Annotated in this window: 19 protein-coding genes and 3 rRNA genes; 19 read left to right on the forward strand and 3 right to left on the reverse strand. The window is 64.1% G+C overall.

The genetic code is table 11. From position 1 onward, the window contains the following. The first annotated feature begins 19 nt into the window (after positions 1-19). The 12 genes from folE to rrf all read left to right on the forward strand — a co-directional run bounded on the left by folE (position 20) and on the right by rrf (position 13,298). Positions 20-613: a GTP cyclohydrolase I FolE gene (gene folE, locus EV380_RS14375; protein WP_130452256.1), complete on the forward strand. Its 594-nt coding sequence runs from the start codon at positions 20-22 to the stop codon at positions 611-613. 21 nt (positions 614-634) lie between these two features. Further along, positions 635-1,564, forward strand: coding sequence for a dihydropteroate synthase (gene folP / locus EV380_RS14380; protein WP_130451701.1), 930 nt, complete (start codon positions 635-637; stop codon positions 1,562-1,564). 1 nt (position 1,565) lies between these two features. After that, positions 1,566-1,937 (forward strand): dihydroneopterin aldolase, encoded by a 372-nt coding sequence (gene folB / locus EV380_RS14385; protein ID WP_102159249.1) that lies wholly within the window; start codon positions 1,566-1,568, stop codon positions 1,935-1,937. Further along, complete coding sequence (folK, locus tag EV380_RS14390) at positions 1,934-2,455, forward strand: 2-amino-4-hydroxy-6-hydroxymethyldihydropteridine diphosphokinase (protein WP_102159250.1); 522 nt, start codon at positions 1,934-1,936, stop codon at positions 2,453-2,455. The genes folB and folK overlap by 4 nt, the downstream gene beginning before the upstream one ends. A 3-nt stretch (positions 2,456-2,458) precedes the next feature. Then, positions 2,459-3,040 (forward strand): DUF3180 domain-containing protein, encoded by a 582-nt coding sequence (locus EV380_RS14395; protein ID WP_130451703.1) that lies wholly within the window; start codon positions 2,459-2,461, stop codon positions 3,038-3,040. Next, positions 3,006-3,569 (forward strand): PH domain-containing protein, encoded by a 564-nt coding sequence (locus EV380_RS14400; RefSeq protein ID WP_130452257.1) that lies wholly within the window; start codon positions 3,006-3,008, stop codon positions 3,567-3,569. Before EV380_RS14395 ends, EV380_RS14400 begins: the two co-directional genes overlap by 35 nt. Continuing rightward, positions 3,566-5,296 carry a PH domain-containing protein gene (locus EV380_RS14405; protein WP_130451704.1) on the forward strand — a complete coding sequence of 577 codons (1,731 nt, stop codon included), beginning with the start codon at positions 3,566-3,568 and terminating at the stop codon, positions 5,294-5,296. The genes EV380_RS14400 and EV380_RS14405 overlap by 4 nt, the downstream gene beginning before the upstream one ends. Continuing rightward, positions 5,289-6,170 (forward strand): Rossmann-like and DUF2520 domain-containing protein, encoded by an 882-nt coding sequence (locus EV380_RS14410; RefSeq protein WP_130451705.1) that lies wholly within the window; start codon positions 5,289-5,291, stop codon positions 6,168-6,170. The genes EV380_RS14405 and EV380_RS14410 overlap by 8 nt, the downstream gene beginning before the upstream one ends. A gap of 10 nt (positions 6,171-6,180) precedes the next feature. Then, positions 6,181-7,110, forward strand: a complete 930-nt coding sequence (gene panC, locus EV380_RS14415; RefSeq protein WP_130451706.1) for a pantoate--beta-alanine ligase — start codon at positions 6,181-6,183, stop codon at positions 7,108-7,110. A 657-nt stretch (positions 7,111-7,767) separates the two neighbouring features. Further along, positions 7,768-9,291, forward strand: a 16S ribosomal RNA gene (locus tag EV380_RS14420). 537 nt (positions 9,292-9,828) lie between these two features. Then, positions 9,829-12,960, forward strand: a 23S ribosomal RNA gene (locus EV380_RS14425). 221 nt (positions 12,961-13,181) lie between these two features. After that, positions 13,182-13,298, forward strand: a 5S ribosomal RNA gene (rrf, locus tag EV380_RS14430). The 16S, 23S and 5S rRNA genes sit together here, the layout of an rRNA operon. 80 nt (positions 13,299-13,378) lie before the next feature. Here the strand turns inward: rrf and EV380_RS14435 are convergent. Beyond that, positions 13,379-13,576 (reverse strand): hypothetical protein, encoded by a 198-nt coding sequence (locus tag EV380_RS14435; RefSeq protein ID WP_130451707.1) that lies wholly within the window; start codon positions 13,574-13,576, stop codon positions 13,379-13,381. 278 nt (positions 13,577-13,854) lie between these two features. Between EV380_RS14435 and EV380_RS14440 the strand changes: the two genes are divergently transcribed. Then, on the forward strand, positions 13,855-15,843 hold the full coding sequence (locus tag EV380_RS14440) for a M13 family metallopeptidase (RefSeq protein ID WP_130451708.1): 1,989 nt from the start codon (positions 13,855-13,857) through the stop codon (positions 15,841-15,843). A 72-nt stretch (positions 15,844-15,915) separates the two neighbouring features. Beyond that, positions 15,916-16,107: a hypothetical protein gene (locus EV380_RS14445; protein WP_130451709.1), complete on the forward strand. Its 192-nt coding sequence runs from the start codon at positions 15,916-15,918 to the stop codon at positions 16,105-16,107. A 122-nt stretch (positions 16,108-16,229) separates the two neighbouring features. Here the strand turns inward: EV380_RS14445 and EV380_RS14450 are convergent, their stop codons facing one another. Further along, positions 16,230-17,285 (reverse strand): alpha/beta fold hydrolase, encoded by a 1,056-nt coding sequence (locus EV380_RS14450; RefSeq protein ID WP_242607644.1) that lies wholly within the window; start codon positions 17,283-17,285, stop codon positions 16,230-16,232. On the opposite strand from EV380_RS14450, the gene lysS reads away from it, so the two are divergent. The 5 genes from lysS to EV380_RS14480 all read left to right on the forward strand — a co-directional run bounded on the left by lysS (position 17,179) and on the right by EV380_RS14480 (position 23,088). After that, positions 17,179-18,768 (forward strand): lysine--tRNA ligase, encoded by a 1,590-nt coding sequence (lysS, locus tag EV380_RS14455; RefSeq protein ID WP_102161017.1) that lies wholly within the window; start codon positions 17,179-17,181, stop codon positions 18,766-18,768. The genes EV380_RS14450 and lysS overlap by 107 nt on opposite strands. Before the next feature lie 284 nt (positions 18,769-19,052). After that, positions 19,053-19,370 carry a histone-like nucleoid-structuring protein Lsr2 gene (locus EV380_RS14465; protein ID WP_130451711.1) on the forward strand — a complete coding sequence of 106 codons (318 nt, stop codon included), beginning with the start codon at positions 19,053-19,055 and terminating at the stop codon, positions 19,368-19,370. Positions 19,371-19,532: 162 nt separating this feature from the next. Further along, positions 19,533-22,094: an ATP-dependent Clp protease ATP-binding subunit gene (locus EV380_RS14470; RefSeq protein ID WP_102161010.1), complete on the forward strand. Its 2,562-nt coding sequence runs from the start codon at positions 19,533-19,535 to the stop codon at positions 22,092-22,094. Between the two features lie 181 nt (positions 22,095-22,275). Next, positions 22,276-22,782, forward strand: a complete 507-nt coding sequence (locus EV380_RS14475) for an amino-acid N-acetyltransferase (RefSeq protein WP_102160772.1) — start codon at positions 22,276-22,278, stop codon at positions 22,780-22,782. A 126-nt stretch (positions 22,783-22,908) separates the two neighbouring features. Further along, entirely contained in the window at positions 22,909-23,088 is a 180-nt protein-coding gene (locus EV380_RS14480) for a hypothetical protein (RefSeq protein ID WP_102160770.1), read from the forward strand. 75 nt (positions 23,089-23,163) lie between these two features. Here the strand turns inward: EV380_RS14480 and EV380_RS14485 are convergent, their stop codons facing one another. Further along, the gene (locus EV380_RS14485; protein WP_102160776.1) at positions 23,164-23,784 is read right to left on the reverse strand and encodes a GntR family transcriptional regulator; all 621 of its coding nucleotides are present in this window, start codon (positions 23,782-23,784) and stop codon (positions 23,164-23,166) included. Positions 23,785-23,836 lie beyond the last annotated feature (52 nt).

Here is a 23,836-nt window from a genome sequence, read left to right on the forward strand (position 1 = left end):
TGTGACTCAGGACGTAGAGATGAACCAGACCCCGCCCGCGGAGGGCTTCCAGGTGGACCAGTCGCGCATCCGCGCGGCCGTGCGCGAGATCCTCGAGGCGGTCGGCGAGGATCCGGACCGCGACGGGCTGCAGGACACTCCGGCGCGCGTGGCCAAGGCCTACGCCGAGTTCTTCTCCGGCCTGCACGGCGAGCCGGGCGAGATCCTGGGCACGACCTTCGACATCGACCACAGCGAGCTCGTTCTGGTCAAGGACATCCCGTTCTATTCGACGTGCGAGCACCACCTGGTGCCGTTCCACGGGGCCGCGCACGTCGGGTACATCCCGGGCGACGACGGCCACGTGACAGGCTTGAGCAAGCTGGCCCGGCTCGTCGACCTGTACGCGCGGCGCCCGCAAGTCCAGGAGCGGCTGACGACCCAGATCGCCGAGGCGCTGTGCGAACACCTGGACCCGCGCGGCGTGATCGTCGTGGTGGAGTGCGAGCACATGTGCATGTCGATGCGCGGGGTGCAGAAGCCCGGCGCGCGCACGGTCACCTCCGCGGTGCGCGGGCAGCTCCGAGAAACAGCGACCCGGGCCGAGGCCATGAGCCTCATCCTCGGTAAATAAGAGCCAACGGTAGGAGAACCAATGAACCTCGCAGCCGTCCCCGGGACAGGTCCCGCGACCAGCCCGTTGCCCGTCATCAGGCCGTCCAAGGTGAAGAAGTTCGAGGACCTGCCGACGGGGCGCACCGTGATCATGGGCGTCCTCAACGTCACCGAGGATTCCTTCAGCGACGGCGGCCGCTTCCTCGACACCGAGGACGCCATCAAGCAAGGCCTGCGCCTTTTGTATTCCGGCGCGGACATCATCGACGTCGGCGGCGAGTCCACGCGACCGGGCGCCACGCCTGTCGACCCGGGTCTTGAGGCCAAGCGCGTCCTCCCCGTCGTCGAGGCTCTGACGAAGGCCGGCGCCATCGTGTCCGTCGACACGATGCACGTCTCCACTGCGCGCGCGGCCGTCAAGGCCGGCGCCCACATCATCAACGACGTCTCGGGGCTCACGCACGAGGCCGGGATGCCGGAGCTCGTCGCCGAGCTCGGCGTGCCGTACGTGCTCATGCACCGCCGCGGCGAGGCGGAGAACATGCACGACTTCGCCCACTACGACGACGTCGTCGGCGAGGTCCTGGCCGAGCTCGGCGACCTGCGCGAGCGCTTCCTCGACGCCGGCGTCAAGCCCGAGCAGCTCATCATCGATCCGGGCCTGGGCTTCGCGAAGGAGGCCCCGCACAACTGGGCCCTGCTGCACCGGCTCGGCGAGTTCGAGGCCTTCGGCCACCGGGTGCTGATCGGCACGAGCCGCAAGCGCTTCCTCGGTTCGCTGCTCTCCAACGGCGGCGTCCCCGCCGCCGCTGAGGCGCGCGACGCCGCCACCGCGGCGACGAGCGCGCTCGCGGCCGCCGCCGGCGTGTGGGGCGTGCGCGTGCACGATGTCGAGGCTTCGTACGACGCCGTCAAGGTCGCTACCGCCTGGGTCCACGGCGGTTCTGGCGAACCTGCGCAGGACGCCTGACGTGGCCGACAGGATCGCGCTCACGGGGATCACGGCGACCGGCCACCACGGGGTCTTCGAGCACGAGAAGCGCGACGGCCAGCCGTTCGTCGTCGACATCGTCCTGCACACCGACATCCGGCCCGCGGCGGCGAGCGACGATCTGACGCTGACGACCCACTACGGGGAACTGGCCGAACTGGTCACGGAGCACATCGCCTCCGGGCCGTTCGATCTGATCGAGACGCTGACGGAGAACATCGCCGCGGCCGTCCTCGCGGGCTTCGAGCTCGTCGACGCCGTCGACGTCACGGTGCACAAGCCGAAGGCGCCGATCGAGGTGCCGTTCGGCGACGTCGCGATCACGATCCACCGCGAGCGGGGGCGGTCATGACTCACGCGCAGCACGTCAGCGCGGTGCTCGCGCTCGGCAGCAATCTGGGCGAGCGCAGCGACACGCTCTCGGTCGCGGTCGGCGACCTCATCGCCCATCCCGACGTCCGGCTGATCCAGGTTTCGGAGGTCGTGCAGACCCGCCCTGTCGGCGGCCCCGGGGACCAGCCCGACTTCCTGAACATGGTGATGGAGGTCGAGACCACGCTCGCCCCGCTCGACCTGCTGGCCCACTGCCAGGACGTCGAGAACAGGCACCACCGGGTCCGCGAGGTCCGCTGGGGACCGCGCACGCTCGACATCGACATCATCACCCACGATCAGACGCGCCTCGAGACCGAGAAACTGACGATCCCGCACCCGCGCGCCGCCGAGCGCGCGTTCGTGCTGCAACCGTGGGCCTGGATGGATCCGGATGCGACGCTGGACGGAGTACCCGTCGCCGAGCTCGCCGCGCGGGCCGCCGACCTCGACGGCCTGCGCCTCTACGACCCGGAGACCGACGAGGTGGGCGGCTAGGGCATGAGCACCATCCGTCCGCTCTTGCTGGCCCTCATCGCCGTCGTCACCGCCGTCCTCGGGTGGGGCGCGAGCCTGCTCACGGCCGCGAACAGCCTCCCGTCGCCCGTCCTGCACGCCACGAGTCTCATCACGATCGGCGCCGGCACCCTCATCACCCTCGTTCTGGGGTTGCGGGTCCGCGCGTACCAGCGTCAGCGATCCGAGTTCCGGGACCGGGAACGACGGCGGCAGGCCGGCGAGCAAGGGCATGCGCGCGGAGCAGAGAAGCCCGTCGAGATCAGCCCGGTCCTGGCCGCGCGGACGCTCGTGCTGGCGCAGGCTCTCGCCTACGCGGGGGCCGTGATCCTCGGCTGGCACGCCGGCGTCCTTGTCGACCTGCTCGGAGTCGCCCGCGTCGGCTCGGACTCCGTGACGTTGTCTCTCATCATGATTGGTGCCGCCGGTCTCATGAGTGTGGTGGGATGGGCGGTGGAGCAGTTCTGCAAGGTGCCGCCGGGCGACGGCCCGCAGCCAGGCCCCGACGGGGCGCGAGGGGAGAGCAATGGAGATGAACAGGGGTACGCACCAGGTGCCGGAGGGTGACGCCGCGGTCGTCGCGGACGATCAGAAGGCCATCGACCCGGAGGGCGTCGACTGGTTGCGCGTTGATCCGGCCTACGTGAAGGTCCGGTTCATTGGCGTGCTGATCGGCGGCGCCGTCTGGTTGCTGATCACCTCCGTGCCGCTGGTCCTCATGCTGACAGGCCTCTGGGGCGGCTACCCGGAGTGGCTCGCGTGGCTGCTCCCCGGGGTCGCCGTGGTCTGGACGCTCGTGGACCTGATCATCACCAACCGGCGGGTCCGCGCGATCGGGTACGCCGAGCGCGACGACGACCTCCTGGTCCGCCAGGGCATCCTGTTCAAGAAGGTCCTCGTCGTCCCCTACGGCCGCATGCAGTACGTCGACGTGCAGATGGGCCCCGTGGACCGCGCGTTCGGCCTGTGCAAGGTCCAGCTGCACACGGCCGCGTCCGACGTCACCGCGACCATTCCGGGCGTCACCACCGACGAGGGCGCCCGCCTGCGCGAGCAGCTCTCCGCCCGCGGCGAGGCGAGGCTGGCGGGGCTGTGAGCCACGACCAGCCGAACGCGAACGACGGCGCCGTCCCGGTCGACTCCGCGCCCCGCAGCCCCCAGGACTTCCAGGAGGAGGCCCCCTGGCATCGCGTCCACCCGGTCTCTCCTTTCGTCCGCGGTTGGATCGTCATCGTGGCGCTCGTCTACGGATTCGGCCAGAACTGGCTGCAGAACCTCATCCCGGGCTTCGGCGGGGAGGGCGACGGCGACTCCTCGAAAGACGAGGAGGTCCTCGACTTCATCTTCGGCTCGGTGGCCTGGATCGTCGCCGGCGGCCTGCTCGTCCTGCTGCTCATCCTCGGCGGCTTCTTCCTCTCGTGGAAGATGACCCGCTACCAGCTGACCGACCGGCACGTGAACGTCCGCTCGGGCATCGTGTTCCGCCAGCAGCGGCAGGCGCGCATCGACCGCGTGCAGGCGATCGACATCGTCCAGCCCCTGGTCGCGCGGATCTTCGGCCTCGCCGAGCTCAAGTTCGAAGTCGCCGATGGCGGTTCCACCGCGATGAAACTCGCGTTCCTCAAACTCGCCGCCGCGAAGGACCTGCGGGCGGCAATCCTCGCCCGGGCGGCGGGGCTGCGCACACAGACGGCAGGCGGACCACCGCCTCGTGACGCCACGCGCGAGGACCCCGAGGGCACCGACGCCGCGCACGACGTCGTACCGGATGCGCCCGTGGCGCCCGAGAACGTGCTGGTGCGCGTTCCGCCCGGGCGGCTGCTCGCTTCGATCGTGCTCAGCCCCGCCGTGTGGATCGCGGTCATCATCCTCGGCGTGGGCCTCATCGTCCAGCTCGCGACCGACAGCGGCTTCCTCATGGTCTACCTGCTGCCGGGTCTGTTCGGCTTCGTGCCGTGGATCTGGGGACTGTTCAACAACGGGTTCAACTTCGCGGCGGGTGTCAGCCCCGATGGGCTGCGCCTGAGCTACGGCCTGCTCGACACCCGGCACCAGACCGTACCGCCCGGGCGGATCCAGGCCGTGCAGATCCGCCAGGGGATCATCTGGCGGCTCATGGGCTGGCACAAGATCGTCGTGAACGTCGCCGGTTACGGGGCGGGTGCCGACGGCGGAGAAACGCGCTCGACTGTGCTGCCCGTCGGCACCCGGGCGGACGTGCTGAACATCCTCTCGATCGTGCTGCCGAACCCCGGGACCGACCGTCCCCTCGAGCTGGTCGAGGCCGGCATCGCCGGCTCCGGCCCCGCGGAGGGGTTTACGACGACGCCGCGTACCGCTCGCTTCATCTCGCCACTCGCGTGGCGGCGGCAGGGATTCACAGTGACCAGGACCGCGGTCTTCTCGCGGCACGGCTTCCTGAACCGGTACCTCGACATCGTCCCGCACGAGCGCACGCAGGGGATTCGGCTCGTCCAGGGTCCGCTGGCCCGGGCCGCGGCGGTCTGCTCGGTCCGGTTGATGACCACCGATGGCCCGGTCTCGCCGTACATCGTCCAGGCGGCCGGTCCCGTAGCCCGGCGCTTCTTCCTCGAGCAGTCCGCCCGGGCTGCCCGCGCTCGGGCCGAGCACGACCGCAACCACTGGCTCGACGAGGATCCCTACGGCACGGGCCTGTCGCAGCTTCCGGTCGCGAAGCAGGCCGTCGCTGCCGGAGCGGGCGGGGAGGCCGCGGATTCGGCGCCGCCACTGAACGCACCCGCCCCTCCGCCGAATAGCGAGGCCGAGAGGAACCAGCGAGAGAAGGAGGACAAGCATGAGTAAGCCCGGCCGGCTCGGCATCGGCGTCATCAGCGCCGGCAAGGTGGGGGCCGTCCTCGGCGCCGCCCTGCGCGCGGCGGAGCACCAGATCGTCGGCGTGCACGCGGTGTCCGAGGACTCGCGCGAGCGGGCCGAGAACCTGTTGCCCGGCGCCCCCGTTCTCGAGATCGACGAGATCCTGCGCCGTGCCGAGCTCGTGCTCTTCGCCGTCCCGGACGACCAGCTCGGCCCGCTTGTCGCCGGCCTTGCCGATGCGGGGCACTTCAAGCCAGGCCAGCTCGTCGTGCACACGGCCGGACGGTTCGGCCTCGAGGTTCTCGCCCCGGCGCGCGCGGCCGGCGCCATCGGACTCGCGATCCACCCGGCCATGACCTTCACGGGCATGAGCCTGGACCTCGCCAGGCTGCCGGACTGCGTCTTCGGCGTCACGGCCGAGAACATGATGCTGCCGATCGCCCAGGCGCTCGTCGTCGAAATGGGCGCCGAACCCGTGGTCGTCGCCGACGCCGACCGGGTGACCTACCACGCGGCGCTCGCGCATGCCTCGAACCATCTCGTCACCCTCGCCGGCCAAGCCGCCCAGCTGCTGAACGAGGTCGGGGTCGAACGCCCGGACCGGCTCCTCGGCCCGCTCATGCGCGCCTCCCTCGAGAACGCGCTCGCCTCCGGGGAGGCGGCCCTGACGGGTCCGGTCGCCCGCGGCGACGCCGGAACCGTCGCCCAGCACGTGGAAGCACTCGAGGACGTGGACGACGACGTCCGCACCGCCTACACGTCCATGGCCCTGGCCACCGCCATGCGCGCCGCCGATCGCGGACTGATCACGCGCGCCCAAGCGCTCGAGATGGCCCGTATCCTCGGCGAAGCCTCCTCCTAGACTGTGTGGCGTGAGTAGACACGAAGAACACGCACCCAGGATCGTCCGCACCGTCGCAGAGCTGAAGGCCGTCGGCCGCGAACTTCTCGAGGCTGCAGCCGCCGAAGGACGCGAGGCCTCGCTCGGACTCGTGCCGACGATGGGCGCACTGCATGAGGGGCACGCTCGTCTCATCGCGCAGGCGCGCGATGAGAACGCCGTCGTCGTCGTCACCGACTTCGTCAACCGCCTCCAGTTCGACGACTCGGCGGACTTCGAGCGGTACCCCCGCGATCTCGAGGCGGACGCGGCGATCGCCGCCGGCGCCGGTGCCGACCTGATCTTCGCCCCGGAGGAGCGCGAGGTCTACCCCGACGGTCGCCCGCGCGTCCTGCTCTCGGCGGGAACACTCGGGGAGAGGTTCGAGGGGGCCTCGCGGCCCGGGCACTTCGACGGCATGCTCACCGTCGTCGCGAAGCTGCTCCACTACGGGATGCCCGACCCGGCTACGCCCGCGGCGACCACGTACCGCGCCTACTTCGGTCAGAAGGACGCCCAGCAGCTGGCGATTGTGCGCAGGCTCGTCCACGACCTCGACTACCCAGTGACGATCAGGCCCGTGCCCATCGTCCGCTCGGCGGGGGGACTGGCGCTCTCGAGCCGGAACAGGTTCCTGACCGACGAGCAGTCGGACGCCGCGCTTGTGCTCTCCCGCTCGCTGTTCCTGATGAAGCAACGGGCCGATGCGCGGCTGCCGCTCCAGCCCGCCGAGGCGGTGGCCATGATCGAGTCCGCCACGGGCGTGGAGCTGGACTACTTCGAGGTCGTGGACCCGGGAACGCTGGAGCCGCTCGCCTTCAACTGTGCGGAGACGCCTTTCAGCGGAGAGGCGCTCGTACTGGTGGCGGCACGCGTAGGCGGGGTCCGCCTCATCGACAACATGCCGTTGACGGCAGGCTAGGGCCGAGGGGCGGCGCCCCTTCTCGCGGGGCTTTCACCGGACACACGGGACCCCCTCGAGAACAGTCGGGGATGTGACGCAGGACGCAGGGCGGCCGCGAGGGCGCCTCAGGTGCTCTAGGGGCCGACTTCCCCGTGAATCCGGGGCAAACGGGCGGTTTCGGTCAGGAGGTCCTCCGATTTGGAAGTCGGGTAAAACCTGTGTAAAGTATTTCGAGTCGTCGCGACGAGGACAGCGGAGATCGAAGAGATCACCGGCTGGGAATCATTGTTAGACGGCGGCTTTCCTTTCATTTTTCTTCCGGTTTCCTGCCGGGGCGTTTTAGCGCCCGGGAGTTGGTTTCCGAAAGGGGAATTGAATCCGGGAACGGCCGGGCGGATCACGCAGAGCGGATTTGCACGGCGGGAACGGATGAGGTAAGCTGGATAAGTTGCCGCGAATTGAGCGGATCGGCCGGAAAGAGGCTGGTTGGTGAAGCGTGTGTGTCTGTTGTTTGAGAACTCAATAGTGTGCCAAGTTTGTTGATACCAAATTTTATTTGGTGAATGGCTGTCCGGTCCGCACCCCCGTGTGGGCTTGGATGGCAATTTGCCAGGATTTTTGAACTGCGACGCGGGTCTTGTTTTCCCTTGATTCGTTGTCGTGTTTCGTATGTTTTTTACGGAGAGTTTGATCCTGGCTCAGGATGAACGCTGGCGGCGTGCTTAACACATGCAAGTCGAACGATGAAGCCCAGCTTGCTGGGTGGATTAGTGGCGAACGGGTGAGTAACACGTGAGTAACCTGCCCTCGACTCCAGGATAAGCCCGGGAAACTGGGTCTAATACTGGATATTCAATTTCTACCGCATGGTGGTTTTTGGAAAGGATTCTGGTCGAGGAGGGACTCGCGGCCTATCAGCTTGTTGGTGAGGTAATGGCTCACCAAGGCGACGACGGGTAGCCGGCCTGAGAGGGTGACCGGCCACACTGGGACTGAGACACGGCCCAGACTCCTACGGGAGGCAGCAGTGGGGAATATTGCACAATGGGCGAAAGCCTGATGCAGCGACGCCGCGTGAGGGATGACGGCCTTCGGGTTGTAAACCTCTTTCAGTAGGGAAGAAGCGAAAGTGACGGTACCTGCAGAAGAAGCGCCGGCTAACTACGTGCCAGCAGCCGCGGTAATACGTAGGGCGCAAGCGTTATCCGGAATTATTGGGCGTAAAGAGCTCGTAGGCGGTTTGTCGCGTCTGCCGTGAAAGTCCGGGGCTTAACTCCGGATCTGCGGTGGGTACGGGCAGACTAGAGTGCTGTAGGGGAGACTGGAATTCCTGGTGTAGCGGTGAAATGCGCAGATATCAGGAGGAACACCGATGGCGAAGGCAGGTCTCTGGGCAGTAACTGACGCTGAGGAGCGAAAGCATGGGGAGCGAACAGGATTAGATACCCTGGTAGTCCATGCCGTAAACGTTGGGCACTAGATGTGGGGGACATTCCACGTTTTCCGCGTCGTAGCTAACGCATTAAGTGCCCCGCCTGGGGAGTACGGCCGCAAGGCTAAAACTCAAAGGAATTGACGGGGGCCCGCACAAGCGGCGGAGCATGCGGATTAATTCGATGCAACGCGAAGAACCTTACCAAGGCTTGACATGGACCGGATCGGGCTAGAAATAGTCTTTCCCTTCGGGGCTGGTTCACAGGTGGTGCATGGTTGTCGTCAGCTCGTGTCGTGAGATGTTGGGTTAAGTCCCGCAACGAGCGCAACCCTCGTTCTATGTTGCCAGCACGTGATGGTGGGGACTCATAGGAGACTGCCGGGGTCAACTCGGAGGAAGGTGGGGACGACGTCAAATCATCATGCCCCTTATGTCTTGGGCTTCACGCATGCTACAATGGCCGGTACAATGGGTTGCGATACTGTGAGGTGGAGCTAATCCCAAAAAGCCGGTCTCAGTTCGGATTGGGGTCTGCAACTCGACCCCATGAAGTCGGAGTCGCTAGTAATCGCAGATCAGCAACGCTGCGGTGAATACGTTCCCGGGCCTTGTACACACCGCCCGTCAAGTCACGAAAGTTGGTAACACCCGAAGCTGGTGGCCTAACCCCTTGTGGGAAGGAGCTGTCGAAGGTGGGACCGGCGATTGGGACTAAGTCGTAACAAGGTAGCCGTACCGGAAGGTGCGGCTGGATCACCTCCTTTCTAAGGAGCAACTAGCATTCATGCCGGCATCCTCAGTGGTGTTTGGTGTGGTGTTCAGTGTTTGCCCGTTGCCAGCCCGGATGTGGTTGGGCGGGTGCTCAAGGGTGGAATATCAACGAATTATCGCCGCTTACTGGTGGCTGGTTGGTTCTCTAGTACGCTCTGGTCTTCGGATCGGGGTTGGAACGGTGCCGGCTGGTTGACGGTGGTGGTGTTTGGCACACTGTTGGGCCCTGAAGCAACAGGCCCTGGGGTACTGGTTCGCACCTTTTGGTGTGGGCTGGTGTCTTGGTGGACTGCTTGTTTTTTCCTTGCCTGGCCTAAGCATGCTGGTTCTACCGGGTTTTCCTGGTGGTGGGTGTGTGGTGGGGGTGAAGGGGTTGTTGTTTGGGAACTGCATAGTGGACGCGAGCATCTTGTATGCACGCATTTTTCCTCCTTCGGGGGGTGGGTGCGTGTTGCAATTTCTTTGATCTCAAAAAAACCTTTCATGGTTTTTCTTGATATAGATATAAAGCTCATTGCTTGACTGTTTGTGGTCAAGTTTACAAGGGCGCATGGTGGATGCCTTGGCATCGGGAGCCGAAGAAGGACGTGGGAATCTGCGATAAGCCTGGTGGAGTCGATAACCGGACGTTGAGACCAGGATTTCCGAATGGGGAAACCCCGTACAGTGTCATGCTGTGCGACTCGCATCTGAACACATAGGGTGCGTAGAGGTAACGCGGGGAAGTGAAACATCTCAGTACCCGTAGGAAGAGAAAACAACAGTGATTCCGTGAGTAGTGGCGAGCGAAAGCGGATGGGGCTAAACCGATTCATGTGTGATAGCCGGCGGGCGTTGCATGGTCGGGGTTGTGGGAGCATCAAGTATCCGTTCTGCCGGACGGGTGTGGTGAGGTGTAGACGTATAGGCGAATCGGTTTGAATGCCGAATCAGAGAGGGTGAAAATCCCGTAGCCGTAATGCGTACTGCCGCCATTTTGGTGCCACCCGAGTAGCACGGGGCCCGAGAAATCCCGTGTGAATCTGCCAGGACCACCTGGTAAGCCTGAATACTACCCGATGACCGATAGCGGATAAGTACCGTGAGGGAATGGTGAAAAGTACCCCGGGAGGGGAGTGAAATAGTACCTGAAACCATGCGCTTACAATCCGTCGGAGCCGAGACTGCGGTCTGGTGACGGCGTGCCTTTTGAAGAATGAGCCTGCGAGTTAGTGCTGTGTCGCGAGGTTAACCCGTGTGGGGAAGCCGTAGCGAAAGCGAGTCTGAATAGGGCGTTTGAGTGGCACGGTCTAGACCCGAAGCGAAGTGATCTACCCATGGCCAGGTTGAAGCGACGGTAAGACGTCGTGGAGGACCGAACCCACTTCAGTTGAAAATGGAGGGGATGAGCTGTGGGTAGGGGTGAAAGGCCAATCAAACTTCGTGATAGCTGGTTCTCCCCGAAATGCATTTAGGTGCAGCGTTACGTGTTTCTTGCCGGAGGTAGAGCTACTGGATGGCCGATGGGCCCCAACAGGTTACTGACGTCAGCCAAACTCCGAATGCCGGCAAGTGAGAGCGTAGCAGTGAGACAGTGGGGGATAAGCTTCATTGTCGAGAGGGAAACAGCCCAGAATGCCGACTAAGGCCCCTAAGCGTGTGCTAAGTGGGAAAGGATGTGGAGTTGCTGAGACAACCAGGAGGTTGGCTTAGAAGCAGCCACCCTTGAAAGAGTGCGTAATAGCTCACTGGTCAAGTGATTCCGCGCCGATAATGTAGCGGGGCTCAAGTACACCGCCGAAGTCGCATCATTCAGTCATACACATTAGCCTTCGTGGTTCAGTGGACTGGATGGGTAGGGGAGCGTCGTGTAGCGAGTGAAGCCGCGGTGGAAACCAGTGGTGGACGCTACACGAGTGAGAATGCAGGCATGAGTAGCGAATGACGGGTGAGAAACCCGTCCGCCGAATGATCAAGGGTTCCAGGGTCAAGCTAATCTGCCCTGGGTGAGTCGGGACCTAAGGCGAGGCCGACAGGCGTAGTCGATGGACAACGGGTTGATATTCCCGTACCAGTGAAGAACCGTCCCTACTGAACCGGTGATGCTAACCACCTCAAGCACCATAGACTGCCCTTCGGGGCGGCGTTGGTGGGCGACGTGGGACCCGAACCGGGGAAGTCAGCGTATTAACAGGTGTGACGCAGGAAGGTAGCCGGGCCAGGCAATGGAATCGTCCTGGTCCAAGGGTGTAGGCCGTCTCGTAGGCAAATCCGCGAGGCATTCAGGCTGAGACCCGACAGGCGCCCACGTAAGTGGGTGATCCGGTGATCCTATGCTGCCAAGAAAAGCATCGGCGCGAGGTTCTAACTGCCCGTACCCCAAACCGACACAGGTGATCAGGTAGAGAATACTAAGGCGATCGAGAGAATCATGGTTAAGGAACTCGGCAAAATGCCCCCGTAACTTCGGGAGAAGGGGGGCCTGCCTCGTGACCGCCACTTGCTGGCGTGAGCGGGTGTGGGCCGCAGAGACCAGGGGGAAGCGACTGTTTACTAAAAACACAGGTCCATGCGAAGTCGCAAGACGATGTATATGGACTGACTCCTGCCCGGTGCTGGAAGGTTAAGAGGAGCTGTCAACACTTCGGTGTGAAGCGGTGAATTTAAGCCCCAGTAAACGGCGGTGGTAACTATAACCATCCTAAGGTAGCGAAATTCCTTGTCGGGTAAGTTCCGACCTGCACGAATGGAGTAACGACTTCCCCGCTGTCTCAACCATGAACTCGGCGAAATTGCAGTACGAGTAAAGATGCTCGTTACGCGCAGCAGGACGGAAAGACCCCGAGACCTTTACTATAGTTTGGTATTGGTGTTCGGTGCGGCTTGTGTAGGATAGGTGGGAGACTGTGAAGCGGGCACGCTAGTGTTCGTGGAGTCATCGTTGAAATACCACTCTGGCCGTACCGGATTCCTAACTTCGGACCATGATCTGGTCCAGGGACAGTGCCTGATGGGTAGTTTAACTGGGGCGGTTGCCTCCTAAAGAGTAACGGAGGCGCCCAAAGGTTCCCTCAGCCTGGTTGGCAATCAGGTGTCGAGTGTAAGTGCACAAGGGAGCTTGACTGTGAGAGCGACAGCTCGAGCAGGGACGAAAGTCGGGACTAGTGATCCGGCGGCACCTCGTGGAAGGGCCGTCGCTCAACGGATAAAAGGTACCTCGGGGATAACAGGCTGATCTTGCCCAAGAGTCCATATCGACGGCATGGTTTGGCACCTCGATGTCGGCTCGTCGCATCCTGGGGCTGGAGTCGGTCCCAAGGGTTGGGCTGTTCGCCCATTAAAGCGGTACGCGAGCTGGGTTTAGAACGTCGTGAGACAGTTCGGTCCCTATCCGCTGCGCGCGCAGGAAATTTGAGGAGATCTGTCCTTAGTACGAGAGGACCGGGACGGACGAACCACTGGTATGTCAGTTGTACCGCCAGGTGCACCGCTGATTAGCTACGTTCGGAAGGGATAACCGCTGAAAGCATCTAAGCGGGAAGCCCACTTCGAGATGAGATTTCCATACACTTTTTGTGTGAGAGGCCCCCAGCTAGACCACTGGGTTGATAGGCGGGACGTGGAAGCGAGGACTAAAGACTCGTGAAGCCGACCCGTACTAATAGGCCGACAACTTACACCACAAACACCACCACCCACGCTTCAATTGTGGGAGTTCTGGTGGCATGATTGCTACGCGTCCACTATGCGGTACCGAAACAACAACTTTTGTTTCGATGTAACCGAATAACCGCCATGTGCCCGTCCCCTTGTGGGTGGGTGGGTGGCACCACGATGAAAGATCGTGGCCCAGGTTTTCCCCCGACAACATGCCTTCGTGTGTGTGACTGGTGGGTGCTAGGGTTACGGCGGTCATAGCGTGGGGGAAACGCCCGGTCCCATACCGAACCCGGAAGCTAAGACCCACTGCGCCGATGGTACTGCACTCGGGAGGGTGTGGGAGAGTAGGTCACCGCCGGACACTCATTAAGAGGACAGGCCTCGCAACAGAGATGTTGCGAGGCCTGACCCATTTAACACGGAAATACGACGACTGGCGGCCTACGACTTTTCGTCGTCGTCCTGCTCTGCTTGTTTCTGGCCGCCGTCGTACTTGTTATCGCCGAACGGGCTACCGGTCGTCCCGCGCTGGACGTCCTCGTTGTCAGCCACGTCCTGCTTCTGGCCGCCGTCGTACTCTTTGTCGCCGAACGGACTGCCCGTCTGCGGGGCCTGCTCGTCATCCTTTTCGTGTGCCATGCTCAATCTCCTTCGCCGAATAGCTGTCTCCGCCACCATAAGGCGCACCCGGGGCCAGGCGTCAACGGGCGGAGCGGTATTCTCAGCTGGGGGTCAGCTCAGGTTGAGCGGCGTGACAATGCCCTATCGCGCGACGATGCCGGGCCCGATTTCTCGCTGGGAGAGAACGGGCACCGCCGGAGTGCGGCAAGGGGAGTAAAGTCCTTGTTTCAGAACGTAATGGGCATCACACGTGGCCGACTGCAGCGGCGGACCGTACGACGAAGGGACCATTGGACATGGCCAACACTCCGGAACTTCAGGCTGACGAGCGAATCGCGACTGACGACTACCGCGATCATGATGTACGGCCTCAAGACGACCTCTACCGCCACGTCAACGGCCGATGGCTCGCGACGGCTTCGATCCCGGGAGACCTCGGCAGCTACGGCTCGTTCATGAAACTGCGCGACGACTCCGAACTGGCCGTTCGGTCCATCATCGAGGATTCTCAGGCAGCAGTCGAGGCGGGGCGGGCCGACGAGCGCCGGCAGCGCATCGCCGCGCTGTACTCGTCTTTCATGGACGAGGAGGCGATCGAAGCTCGGGGACTGGAGCCGATCGTCGGCTACCTCCAGGCGATCCGTGCCCTGGAGAGCGTCGAGGATTTTGTCGCCTACGTCGGCGAACTGCAGCGTCGCGGAGTCTCCGGGTTCTACAACGTCGGTGCGAGTAGCGACGCCGGCCAACCGGACCGCAATTTGCTCACGATCATGCAGGCGGGGCTAGGACTGCCAGATGAGTCTTACTACCGTGAGGAGCAGTTTGCCGAACTGCTTGCCGAGTACCGCCGTCACCTCGTCCGGTTCTTCGCCCTCGCTCGGATTCCGGACGGCGAGGCCGCGGCCGACGCCGTCGTGCGGCTTGAGACGGCGATCGCCCGCCAGCACTGGGACCGAGTGAAGAGCCGGGACGCGCAGGCACGATACAACCTTCTGACCGGGCAGGAGCTCATCAAGCTCAACCCGTCGATCGAACGCTGGCTTGCCGGCGCCGGCATCGAGGCGAAGTACTTCGCCGAGGTCGACGTGTGGCAGCCCAGTTATCTCGAGGGGCTAGAGTCCGTTCTCGCCGAATACCCACTGGAGGCCTGGAAGCACTGGGCGGAAGTGCAGGTGATCCGCAGTTTCGCCCCGTACCTCTCCTCGGATTTCGTCGCTGAGCACTTCGCGTTCTACTCCGCCAAGCTCGCGGGCGCCGAACAGCAGAAGGAACGCTGGAAGCGCGGCGTCGCTTTTACGGAGGGCGGAGTCGGTGAAGACATCGGACAGATCTACGTTGAACGGCACTTCCCCGGCGAGTCCAAGGAGCGGATGGAGCTTCTCGTCGGCAACCTCATCGAGGCGTACCGGCAGTCCATCGCGGCATCGCCGTGGATGAGCGCGCAGACTCGCGAGCGCGCGCTGGAGAAGCTGTCCATGTTCCGTCCCAAGATCGGCTATCCGGTCAAGTGGATCGACTACTCGTCCATCGACGCCGGGAGCGACCTGATCGCGAACGTGGCCGCCGTCAACGACTTCGACTTCGACCGCGAATTGCAGAAGATCGACGACGGCGTCGATCGGGACCTTTGGTTCATGTTTCCGCAGACGGTCAACGCGTACTACCATCCCCTGCTCAACGAAATCGGTTTCCCCGCGGCGATCTTGCGCCCGCCGTTCTTCGGCGTCGAGCGCGATGCGGCGAGCAACTACGGGGCGATCGGCGCGGTGATCGGCCACGAAATCGGGCACGGCTTCGATGACCAGGGCTCTCAATTCGACGGGACGGGTGAGCTCAAGAACTGGTGGTCAGAGGAGGACCGGGCGCGCTTCGATGAATTGACGGCTCGACTGGTCGACCAGTACGACGCGCTCGAACCGCCCGAGGCGCCGGGGCACCACGTCAATGGGCGGCTGACCCTCGGCGAGAATATCGGAGACCTCGGCGGGCTCGGGATCGCCTACAAGGCCTATCGGTTGGATCTTGCTGAACGTGGGCTCCAGGAGGATGAGGTTGTCGACGGGCTGACCGGCGTGCAGCGCTTCTTCTCTGCGTGGGCCGAGTGCTGGCGAAGCCTGACACGTCCGGAGACCATGGTCACCCGCATCGCGACCGACCCGCACTCGCCGGCCGAGTTCCGCTGCAATCAGGTGGCCAAAAACCTCGACGCGTTCCACGAGGCGTACGGGACGAAGCCGGGCGATGCCATGTGGCTCGAGCCGGCCGAACGCGTCACCATCTGGTAGGCGCTACCGGGCCAGGGTCGGATCGGGAGCGCCTTCGCTATTTCGCTCGGGGCCACGGCCCAGCAGGCTGGAATGCAGCCGGCTCAGGATCTCGACGCGGAGGCGACACTGTCGGACCCTCCACGCACGTTCGAGGCCGCGGTCAAAAACTGGTCCACACTCTTATCGGTGCTCGTTCCGACGCCCGCCGGCGCCGTGTTGGCGGCCGAGCTGCTTGAAGAGCTGTGCGCGGCGTGCGCCGATCGATTCGCCTGCCGTGAGTAGATGACAGAGCTGAATGGAATCGGTGGCACGGTGCCGGGACCGAAGTTCACCGTGATCACCACTCGGTACGAGGAAGTGGTCGCGCCGTGCACGAACCAACACCATGGGCCAGCTGACCCGGACTACCGTCCGCTGTGCCTGGGGTTGCCGGTGAAGTAGGCCGCGATGTCGCCGACGAGCTCGCCGATGGCGGCCGGGACTGACGCGTGCACGCCGTCCGGGGACTCGACGTAGGTGGATCCGGGCACGACGGCATGCAGCTTCGCGGCGGTGGTGCGGAAGTAGACAGGACTTTTGGCTCCTGCCATGAATTGGGTCACGGGCGGAAGCGACGCGAATTCCTGAGCGGATTCCACTTCTCCGAGCGCCGCGAGCAGCTCCCCGGTCCCGGAGCTGATCGCGGTCCGGGTCATCTGTCCCCAGCGGGTGTTGGTTGCGATTCCCAAGAGTGCGGCGAGAAGAGGGGCCGGAACACGGGAGAGGGTCGGCGAAGTGCGCATTCCCCGGTGCATGATGCTCAATGCCCTACCCGTCCGGCCCCGATTGGCTTCGGCGACGAATTCCCGCATCCAGGATGCATTCATTTCACCTTCGATATTGATTGCTGGGTCGTAGACAGCCAGCCGATCGGGGACGATCCTCGGGTCTGCAAAACGGCGGTCGGTGGCGTCGTTTCCCTGAAAGGCCTGGACCGCATTCAAGACGACCGAACCGCCCAGGGAATGGCCGAAAAGATTTCGGGAACCGGTGTGTCGCAGCATCAATTGCACATCAGCGATCTCGGTATCGAGGGAGTAATCCGCCGGCTGTTCGCTGGAGTTGCCGCGCCCGCGCCGGTCGTAGACGTCGACGGCCCAGTCCTTGCCCAACTCACGGCTCAGCGCCAGAGCGAACGGGCGGTAGATGAGTGCGGTGAGGAAGGCTCCCCCGACGACGAGGAGACGCCGGTCTCCCGGGGCATCGGCTGCCCCGTAGGAGGCCAGGCCCAGCGTGCCGCCGTCGGGTGCGGCGACAAGGCTCTCGCGGGCCGCGCTCGCAAAGCTGCGTGAGAAGGGAATTCGCAACGATTTCATGTTGAGCCAAGCGTATCGGCTGCGCGTCCACTTCGAATTGCGTGCCACGGTAGAATGGGCGACCGTGACTTCAGATAAAAATTCCTCCGGACAGAACCCAGCCATCGACACGCACGATCTGCGCCAGGTGCGCCTGGAGAAGCGCGCGGAACTGCTGGAGTCCGGGCGCGAGGCCTACCCCGTCGGCGTCAATCTCACGCACTCGCTCCTGCAGGTCCGCGACGCCTACGAGCACCTCGAGGCCGGTGAGGAAACGGACGACGTCGTCACCGTCGCAGGCCGCGTCGTCTTCGCTCGAAACACCGGCAAGCTGTGCTTCGCGACGCTCCAGGAGTCGGGACCGGATGGTCGAGCCGTCCGCCTTCAGGCCATGATCTCCCTCGCGAACGTCGGTGAAGAGTCGTTGGCAGACTGGAAGAAGTTGACGGACCTGGGTGACCACGTGGCCGTGAGCGGTCGGGTCATTTCGTCGCGCCGGGGCGAGCTCTCCATCATGGTGACCGAGTGGACGATGGCGTCGAAGGCGATTCGCCCGATGCCGGTCCTGCACGCCGACCTGAATGATGAGACGCGCACCAGACAGCGCTACGCCGACCTCATGGTCCGCGACGAGGCCCGCGAGATGGTCTACCGCCGCGACGCCATCACCCGGTCCGTGCGCGCGACCCTGCATGGGCACGGCTACGTCGAGGTCGAAACCCCGATGCTGCAGCTCGTGCACGGCGGTGCGAGCGCCCGCCCGTTCCAAACCCACCTCAACGCGTTCGATCAGGGCATGACCCTGCGCATTGCGACCGAGCTCTACCTCAAGCGCACGGTGGTCGGCGGAGTTCCCCGCGTCTTCGAAATCGGTCGGATTTTCCGCAACGAGGGTGTCGATTCGACGCACTCGCCCGAATTCACGACCCTCGAGTCCTACGAGGCATACGCCGACCAGTTCGTCATGGCCGAGCGCATGCAGGAGATCATCCTCAACGCCGCAGACGCGGCGGGGGCGGGCCGGGTACTGGAGACGTCCAAGGGCACGATCGATCTCGGTGGCGAGTGGGCGTGGCTCAGCGTGTATCCGGGGCTGTCCGCGGCGGTCGGCGTCGACATCACGCCCGAGACGGAGGTCGACGTGCTGCGGGGCGTCGCCGAGAAGCACGAGGTGAAGTTCGACCCGAAGTGGGACGCGCAGAAGCTCGTGATCGAGCTTTTCGGCGAGATCGTGGAACCGACGCTCATCAATCCGACTTTCGTCTACGACTACCCGCCGGCGGCGCAGCCTCTGGCGCGCCCGCACCGCAGTGAGCCGGGTGTCATCGAGGCATGGGACCTGATCATCGGCGGCATGGAGAGGGGCACCGCCTTCTCCGAACTCATCGACCCGGTGATCCAGCGCGAGCGTCTGACCGAGCAATCGAAACTCGCAGCAGGCGGTGACGATGAAGCCATGCAGCTCGACGAGGACTTCCTGCGCGCCCTCGAGTACGGCGCTCCGCCGATGGGCGGCATCGGGCTGGGCATCGACCGGTTGGTCATGCTCTTCACGGACGTCGGAATCCGAGAATCGATCCTCTACCCGCTTCTCAAGCCGGAGGCTTGATCATGGAATACGTACAGGTTCTAGCCCCGACGATTGTCGTCGCACTGATCTTTTGGTTCGTCATCCGAGCCCTCTTTCGGGTGGACAGGAATGAACGATTGGCTGAGGCCGAAGTTGAGCGGCGGAGTCATGCACAGGATTCGCCCAGCGCGCCCACAGCACGTGATTCATCCAATGAATCCAGTGAGTGAATAAATAGGCGTGCGTCGCAAATCTCATGATTGCCTGAATGAAGGTGTGTTTTCAGTAGCAATTTTCGCTGAAGTGCGTTTATGATTTGAGACATGGCACGCAAAGTAGAAGTAACCCTTGTTGACGACCTTGACGGAACCAGCGCATCGGAAAGCGTGAGCTTCTCGATCGATGGAACCGAGTACGAAATCGATCTGAGCGAAGCGAATGCGCAGGAGCTGCGCGACAGCCTCGCTAAATACATCGAGGCCGGCCGCCGGTCTTCGGGGACCAAGTCCAAGGCCCCTTCTCGTTCCGGTAAGAACGACACCGCCGCGATTCGCGAATGGGCGCAGAAGAACGGTTACAACGTGAGCTCCCGCGGACGCATCCACGGCAGCATCATCGAGGCCTATCGCGCCGCCCACTAAGGCGTGCGAGGCGCCCAGGCAGAGCGTACGACGTCGGCACCCACCCGGGTGCCGGCGTCGTACGTTTTTGTCGGGGTTATCCCTACGGCGAACATTGACCACAGCCGGGCTCGCGGTGCGTAGCATCGAAGGACGCTACGCATCAGCTAGGAGTGTGCCGCCATGTTCGAGAGATTCACAGACCGAGCCCGTCGGGTTGTTGTGCTCGCCCAAGAAGAGGCGCGCATGCTCAACCACAATTACATCGGGACCGAGCACATCTTGCTCGGCCTCATTCACGAGGGTGAAGGCGTCGCCGCCAAGGCCCTCGAGTCCCTGAGCATTTCCCTCGGGGCCGTGCGCGAGCAGGTCCAGGAGATCATCGGCCAGGGCCAGCAGGCGCCCTCCGGTCACATCCCCTTCACGCCGCGCGCCAAGAAGGTGCTCGAGCTGTCCCTGCGCGAGGCGCTGCAGCTCGGTCACAACTACATCGGCACCGAGCACATCCTGCTCGGCCTCATCCGCGAGGGCGAGGGCGTGGCAGCGCAGGTGCTCGTCAAGCTGGGTGCCGACCTGAACCGCGTGCGCCAGCAGGTCATCCAGCTGCTCTCCGGATACCAGGGCGGCAGCGGCGGCAAGGAGACCGCCGGCGCCGGCGTCAGCTCCGGCGGCCAGCAGGAGGGCACGCCGGCCGGCTCGGCCGTGCTGGATCAGTTCGGACGCAACCTGACCGCAGCGGCCCGCGAGGGCAAGCTCGACCCCGTCATCGGGCGAGAGCACGAGATGGAACGCGTCATGCAGGTCCTCTCCCGCCGCACCAAGAACAACCCCGTGCTCATCGGCGAGCCCGGCGTCGGCAAGACCGCCGTCGTCGAGGGCCTCGCGCAGTCGATCGTGCGCGGCGACGTCCCGGAGACGATCAAGGACAAGCAGCTCTACACTCTCGACCTCGGGTCCCTCGTGGCCGGCTCCCGCTACCGCGGCGACTTCGAGGAGCGGCTGAAGAAGGTCCTCAAGGAGATCCGCACCCGCGGCGACATCATCCTGTTCATCGACGAGATCCACACCCTCGTCGGCGCGGGCGCCGCCGAGGGCGCGATCGACGCCGCCAGCATTCTGAAGCCGATGCTGGCCCGCGGCGAATTGCAGACGATCGGCGCGACGACGCTCGACGAGTACCGCAAGCACATCGAGAAGGACGCCGCCCTCGAGCGCCGTTTCCAGCCGATCCAGGTTGGCGAACCGTCCGTCGAGCACACGACGCAGATTCTGCGGGGCCTGCGTGACCGTTACGAGGCCCACCACCGCGTGTCCATCACGGATGACGCGTTGGCTGCGGCCGCGTCGCTCGCGCACCGCTACATCTCCGACCGCTTCCTGCCGGACAAGGCCATCGACCTGATCGACGAGGCCGGTGCACGCCTGCGCATCCAGCGCATGACCGCACCGCCCGAGCTCAAGGAGATGGACGAGGAGATCGCGAACGTCCGTCGCGAGAAGGAAGCCGCGATCGACTCGCAGGACTTCGAAGGTGCCGCCTCGCTGCGCGACAAGGAGCAGAAGCTCCAGGATGCGCGCAACGAGAAGGAGAAGTCCTGGAAGAACGGCGACATGGATTCCATCGCCGAGGTCAACGAGGAGCTCATCGCCGAGGTGCTGGCGAACTCGACCGGTATCCCCGTCGTCAAGCTCACCGAGGAGGAGTCCACGCGGCTGCTCAACATGGAGGACGCGCTGCACAAGCGGGTCATCGGCCAGAATCAGGCGATCAAGGCCATCTCGCGTGCGATTCGCCGCACCCGTGCCGGACTGAAGGACCCGAACCGTCCCACGGGATCGTTCATCTTCGCGGGCCCGACCGGCGTCGGCAAGACCGAGCTGGCCAAGGCTCTCGCCGAGTTCCTCTTCGGCGAGGAGGACGCGTTGATCACCCTCGACATGTCCGAGTACCAGGAGAAGCACACGGTCTCCCGCCTGTTCGGTGCGCCTCCCGGGTACGTCGGCTACGAGGAGGGCGGGCAGCTCACCGAGAAGGTCCGTCGTCGCCCGTTCTCCGTGGTCCTGTTCGACGAGGTCGAGAAGGCGCACTCCGATCTGTTCAACTCGCTGCTGCAGATCCTCGAGGACGGTCGACTGACCGACTCGCAGGGACGCGTCGTCGACTTCAAGAACACCGTGATCATCATGACCACGAACCTCGGCACGCGGGACATCTCCAAGGGCGTCATGACGGGCTTCCAGTCCTCGAGTGACACCGCCACCGGCTACGACCGGATGCAGGCGAAGGTCCAGGAGGAACTGCGCCAGCACTTCCGTCCCGAGTTCCTGAACCGCGTCGACGACGTGGTCGTGTTCCCGCAGCTGACCGAGAAGGAGATCGTCGAGATCGTCGATCTGTTCGTGAACCGCCTCGAGAAGCGCATGGTCGAGAAGGGCATGCACGTCGACCTCAGCACGGCCGCGAAGGCTCTGCTCGCGACCCGGGGTTACGACTCTTCTATGGGTGCCCGACCGCTGCGCCGCACGATCCAGCGCGACATCGAGGACCAGCTCTCCGAAAAGATCCTCTTCGGCGAGATCGTCTCCGGGCAGACCGTCAAGGTCGACGTCGAGGGCGAGGGGGACTCCGCGAAGTTCACCTTCACCGGCATCGATACCCCGGCTGAAATCGAGGGCGAGCCTGTCCCGGCCGCGATCGAGTCCGCCGCCGCGGCCGATCCGGCGGAGGCCGATCAGGCCTCCTGAGCGCACACGCTGAACGGCTAGCGAGACGGCGCCCGCCGAGTCCATGGACTCGGCGGGCGCCGTCGTCGTACGTGCGACGAATCGGAAGTAACGCACGAAACCAACCCGCCGGGGGTTTCATGTGGAACGCCGGCCCGTCATCGGGCCGGTCCCAGCCACCCGGCGCATCTAGGATGAGGTCATGAGTACATTTTCCGTTCGCCCGGCCCGCACGAGCGACGTCGCCGGGATCCGATCCCTCGTCCGGCCGCTCGCGGATGAGCGGATCCTGCTCGAGAAGGAGGCTGTTGCCTACTTCGAGTCGCTGCAGGAGTTCGTCGTTGCCGTCGATGTCGACGGCAAGGTCATCGGCTGCGGCGCCGTGCACGTCATGTGGGAGGACATCGCCGAGGTGCGCACGCTGGCGACGAGCGCCGACTGGCGGGGCAGGGGAGTCGGCCAGGCGTTGCTCGAGCGGCTCATGAGCAATGCGCGCGAGCTGGGCGTCAAGCGCGTCTTCTGCCTGACCTTCGAGGTGGACTTCTTCGTCCGCAACGGGTTCGAGGTGATGGAGGACCAGGGCACTGTCGACCCGGAGGTCTACATGGAGCTGCTGCGGTCGAACGACGACGGCGTGGCCGAGTTCCTCGATCTCGCCAGGGTCAAGCAGAACACTCTGGGCAACACCCGGATGATCGCCACGTTCTGATCGGCGATCCTCAAGATTCCATTCAGGAACTCTAGACGGGTCCCGGGCGGCGTGCCTATGGTGGTCTCGCCGGACCCCGACGGCCCGGCAAGCGAGAAGACTTCGAGCAGAGAAGAGGTGGTCAGTATGGGTTTGGGAGATTCGCTGGGCGGTCTGGGAGACAAGGTCAACAAGCTGAAGGAAGAGCACGGCGACCAGATCAACGAAACCGTTGACAACCTGCAGGAGGAGCACGGCGACAAGCTGGGCAAGCACTCCGAGAAGGTCAACGACGCCGTTGACAGGGGCCAGGAATTCCTGAAGTAGGAACCAGCCCCGGACTGCGAGCGGAGAAGGCCCCCACCATGAGGTGGGGGTCTTCTTCATGTCCGCAGGTCGGCGCTACAGTGCCGCGCGGATGGTTGCTTCGAAGTGCTGGATGTGCTGGCTGGTCAATCGTTCCGCGTCGTCCGGGCGGCCGTCCAGGATCGCCTCGAGCAAATCGACGTGCTCCCGGATGTTCTCGGTGATCTCCGGCAGGCGCCCCAGGACCAGGCACCAGATCCTGGTGGCGAGGTTGTCGAGCCGGATCAAGGTTTCCTCGAGGTGCGGGTTCCCCGTCGACTGATAGATGAGCCGGTGGACCAACAGGTCGTACTCCAGGAGCAGCTCCCGCCCGTCGGAGGGGCTGAAGCGGGCGATCGCCTGCGCCGTCTGCTCGAAGGCCGCACGGTCGATATTCCGGGTGTTGAGCGCGGCCTTGCGTGCCGCCAACGGTTCCAGGAGGCGGCGCATCTCAGAGATGGAGGCCAGATCGCCGATGTCGACGATCGTCGCGAACGTTCCGCGCCGCGGGTAGGAGATGACGAGGTGGTCCGTCTCGAGGCGTTTGAGCGCCTCCCGGATCGGCGTTCGCCCGAAGCCGAGGTCGGCCGCGATCTCGCCCTCGTTGATCGGGTCCCCGGGGGCGATCTCCAACATGATGAGGCGGTCGCGCAGAGACCTGTAGGCACGCTCTGCCATGGACTCCTGCGGAGTGGTGGTCTCGGGGGCGATGCTCACTGGATTACCTCCT

This window comes from Zhihengliuella halotolerans (genome assembly GCF_004217565.1).
In the GTDB taxonomy this organism is placed as follows: Bacteria; Actinomycetota; Actinomycetes; order Actinomycetales; family Micrococcaceae; genus Zhihengliuella; species Zhihengliuella halotolerans.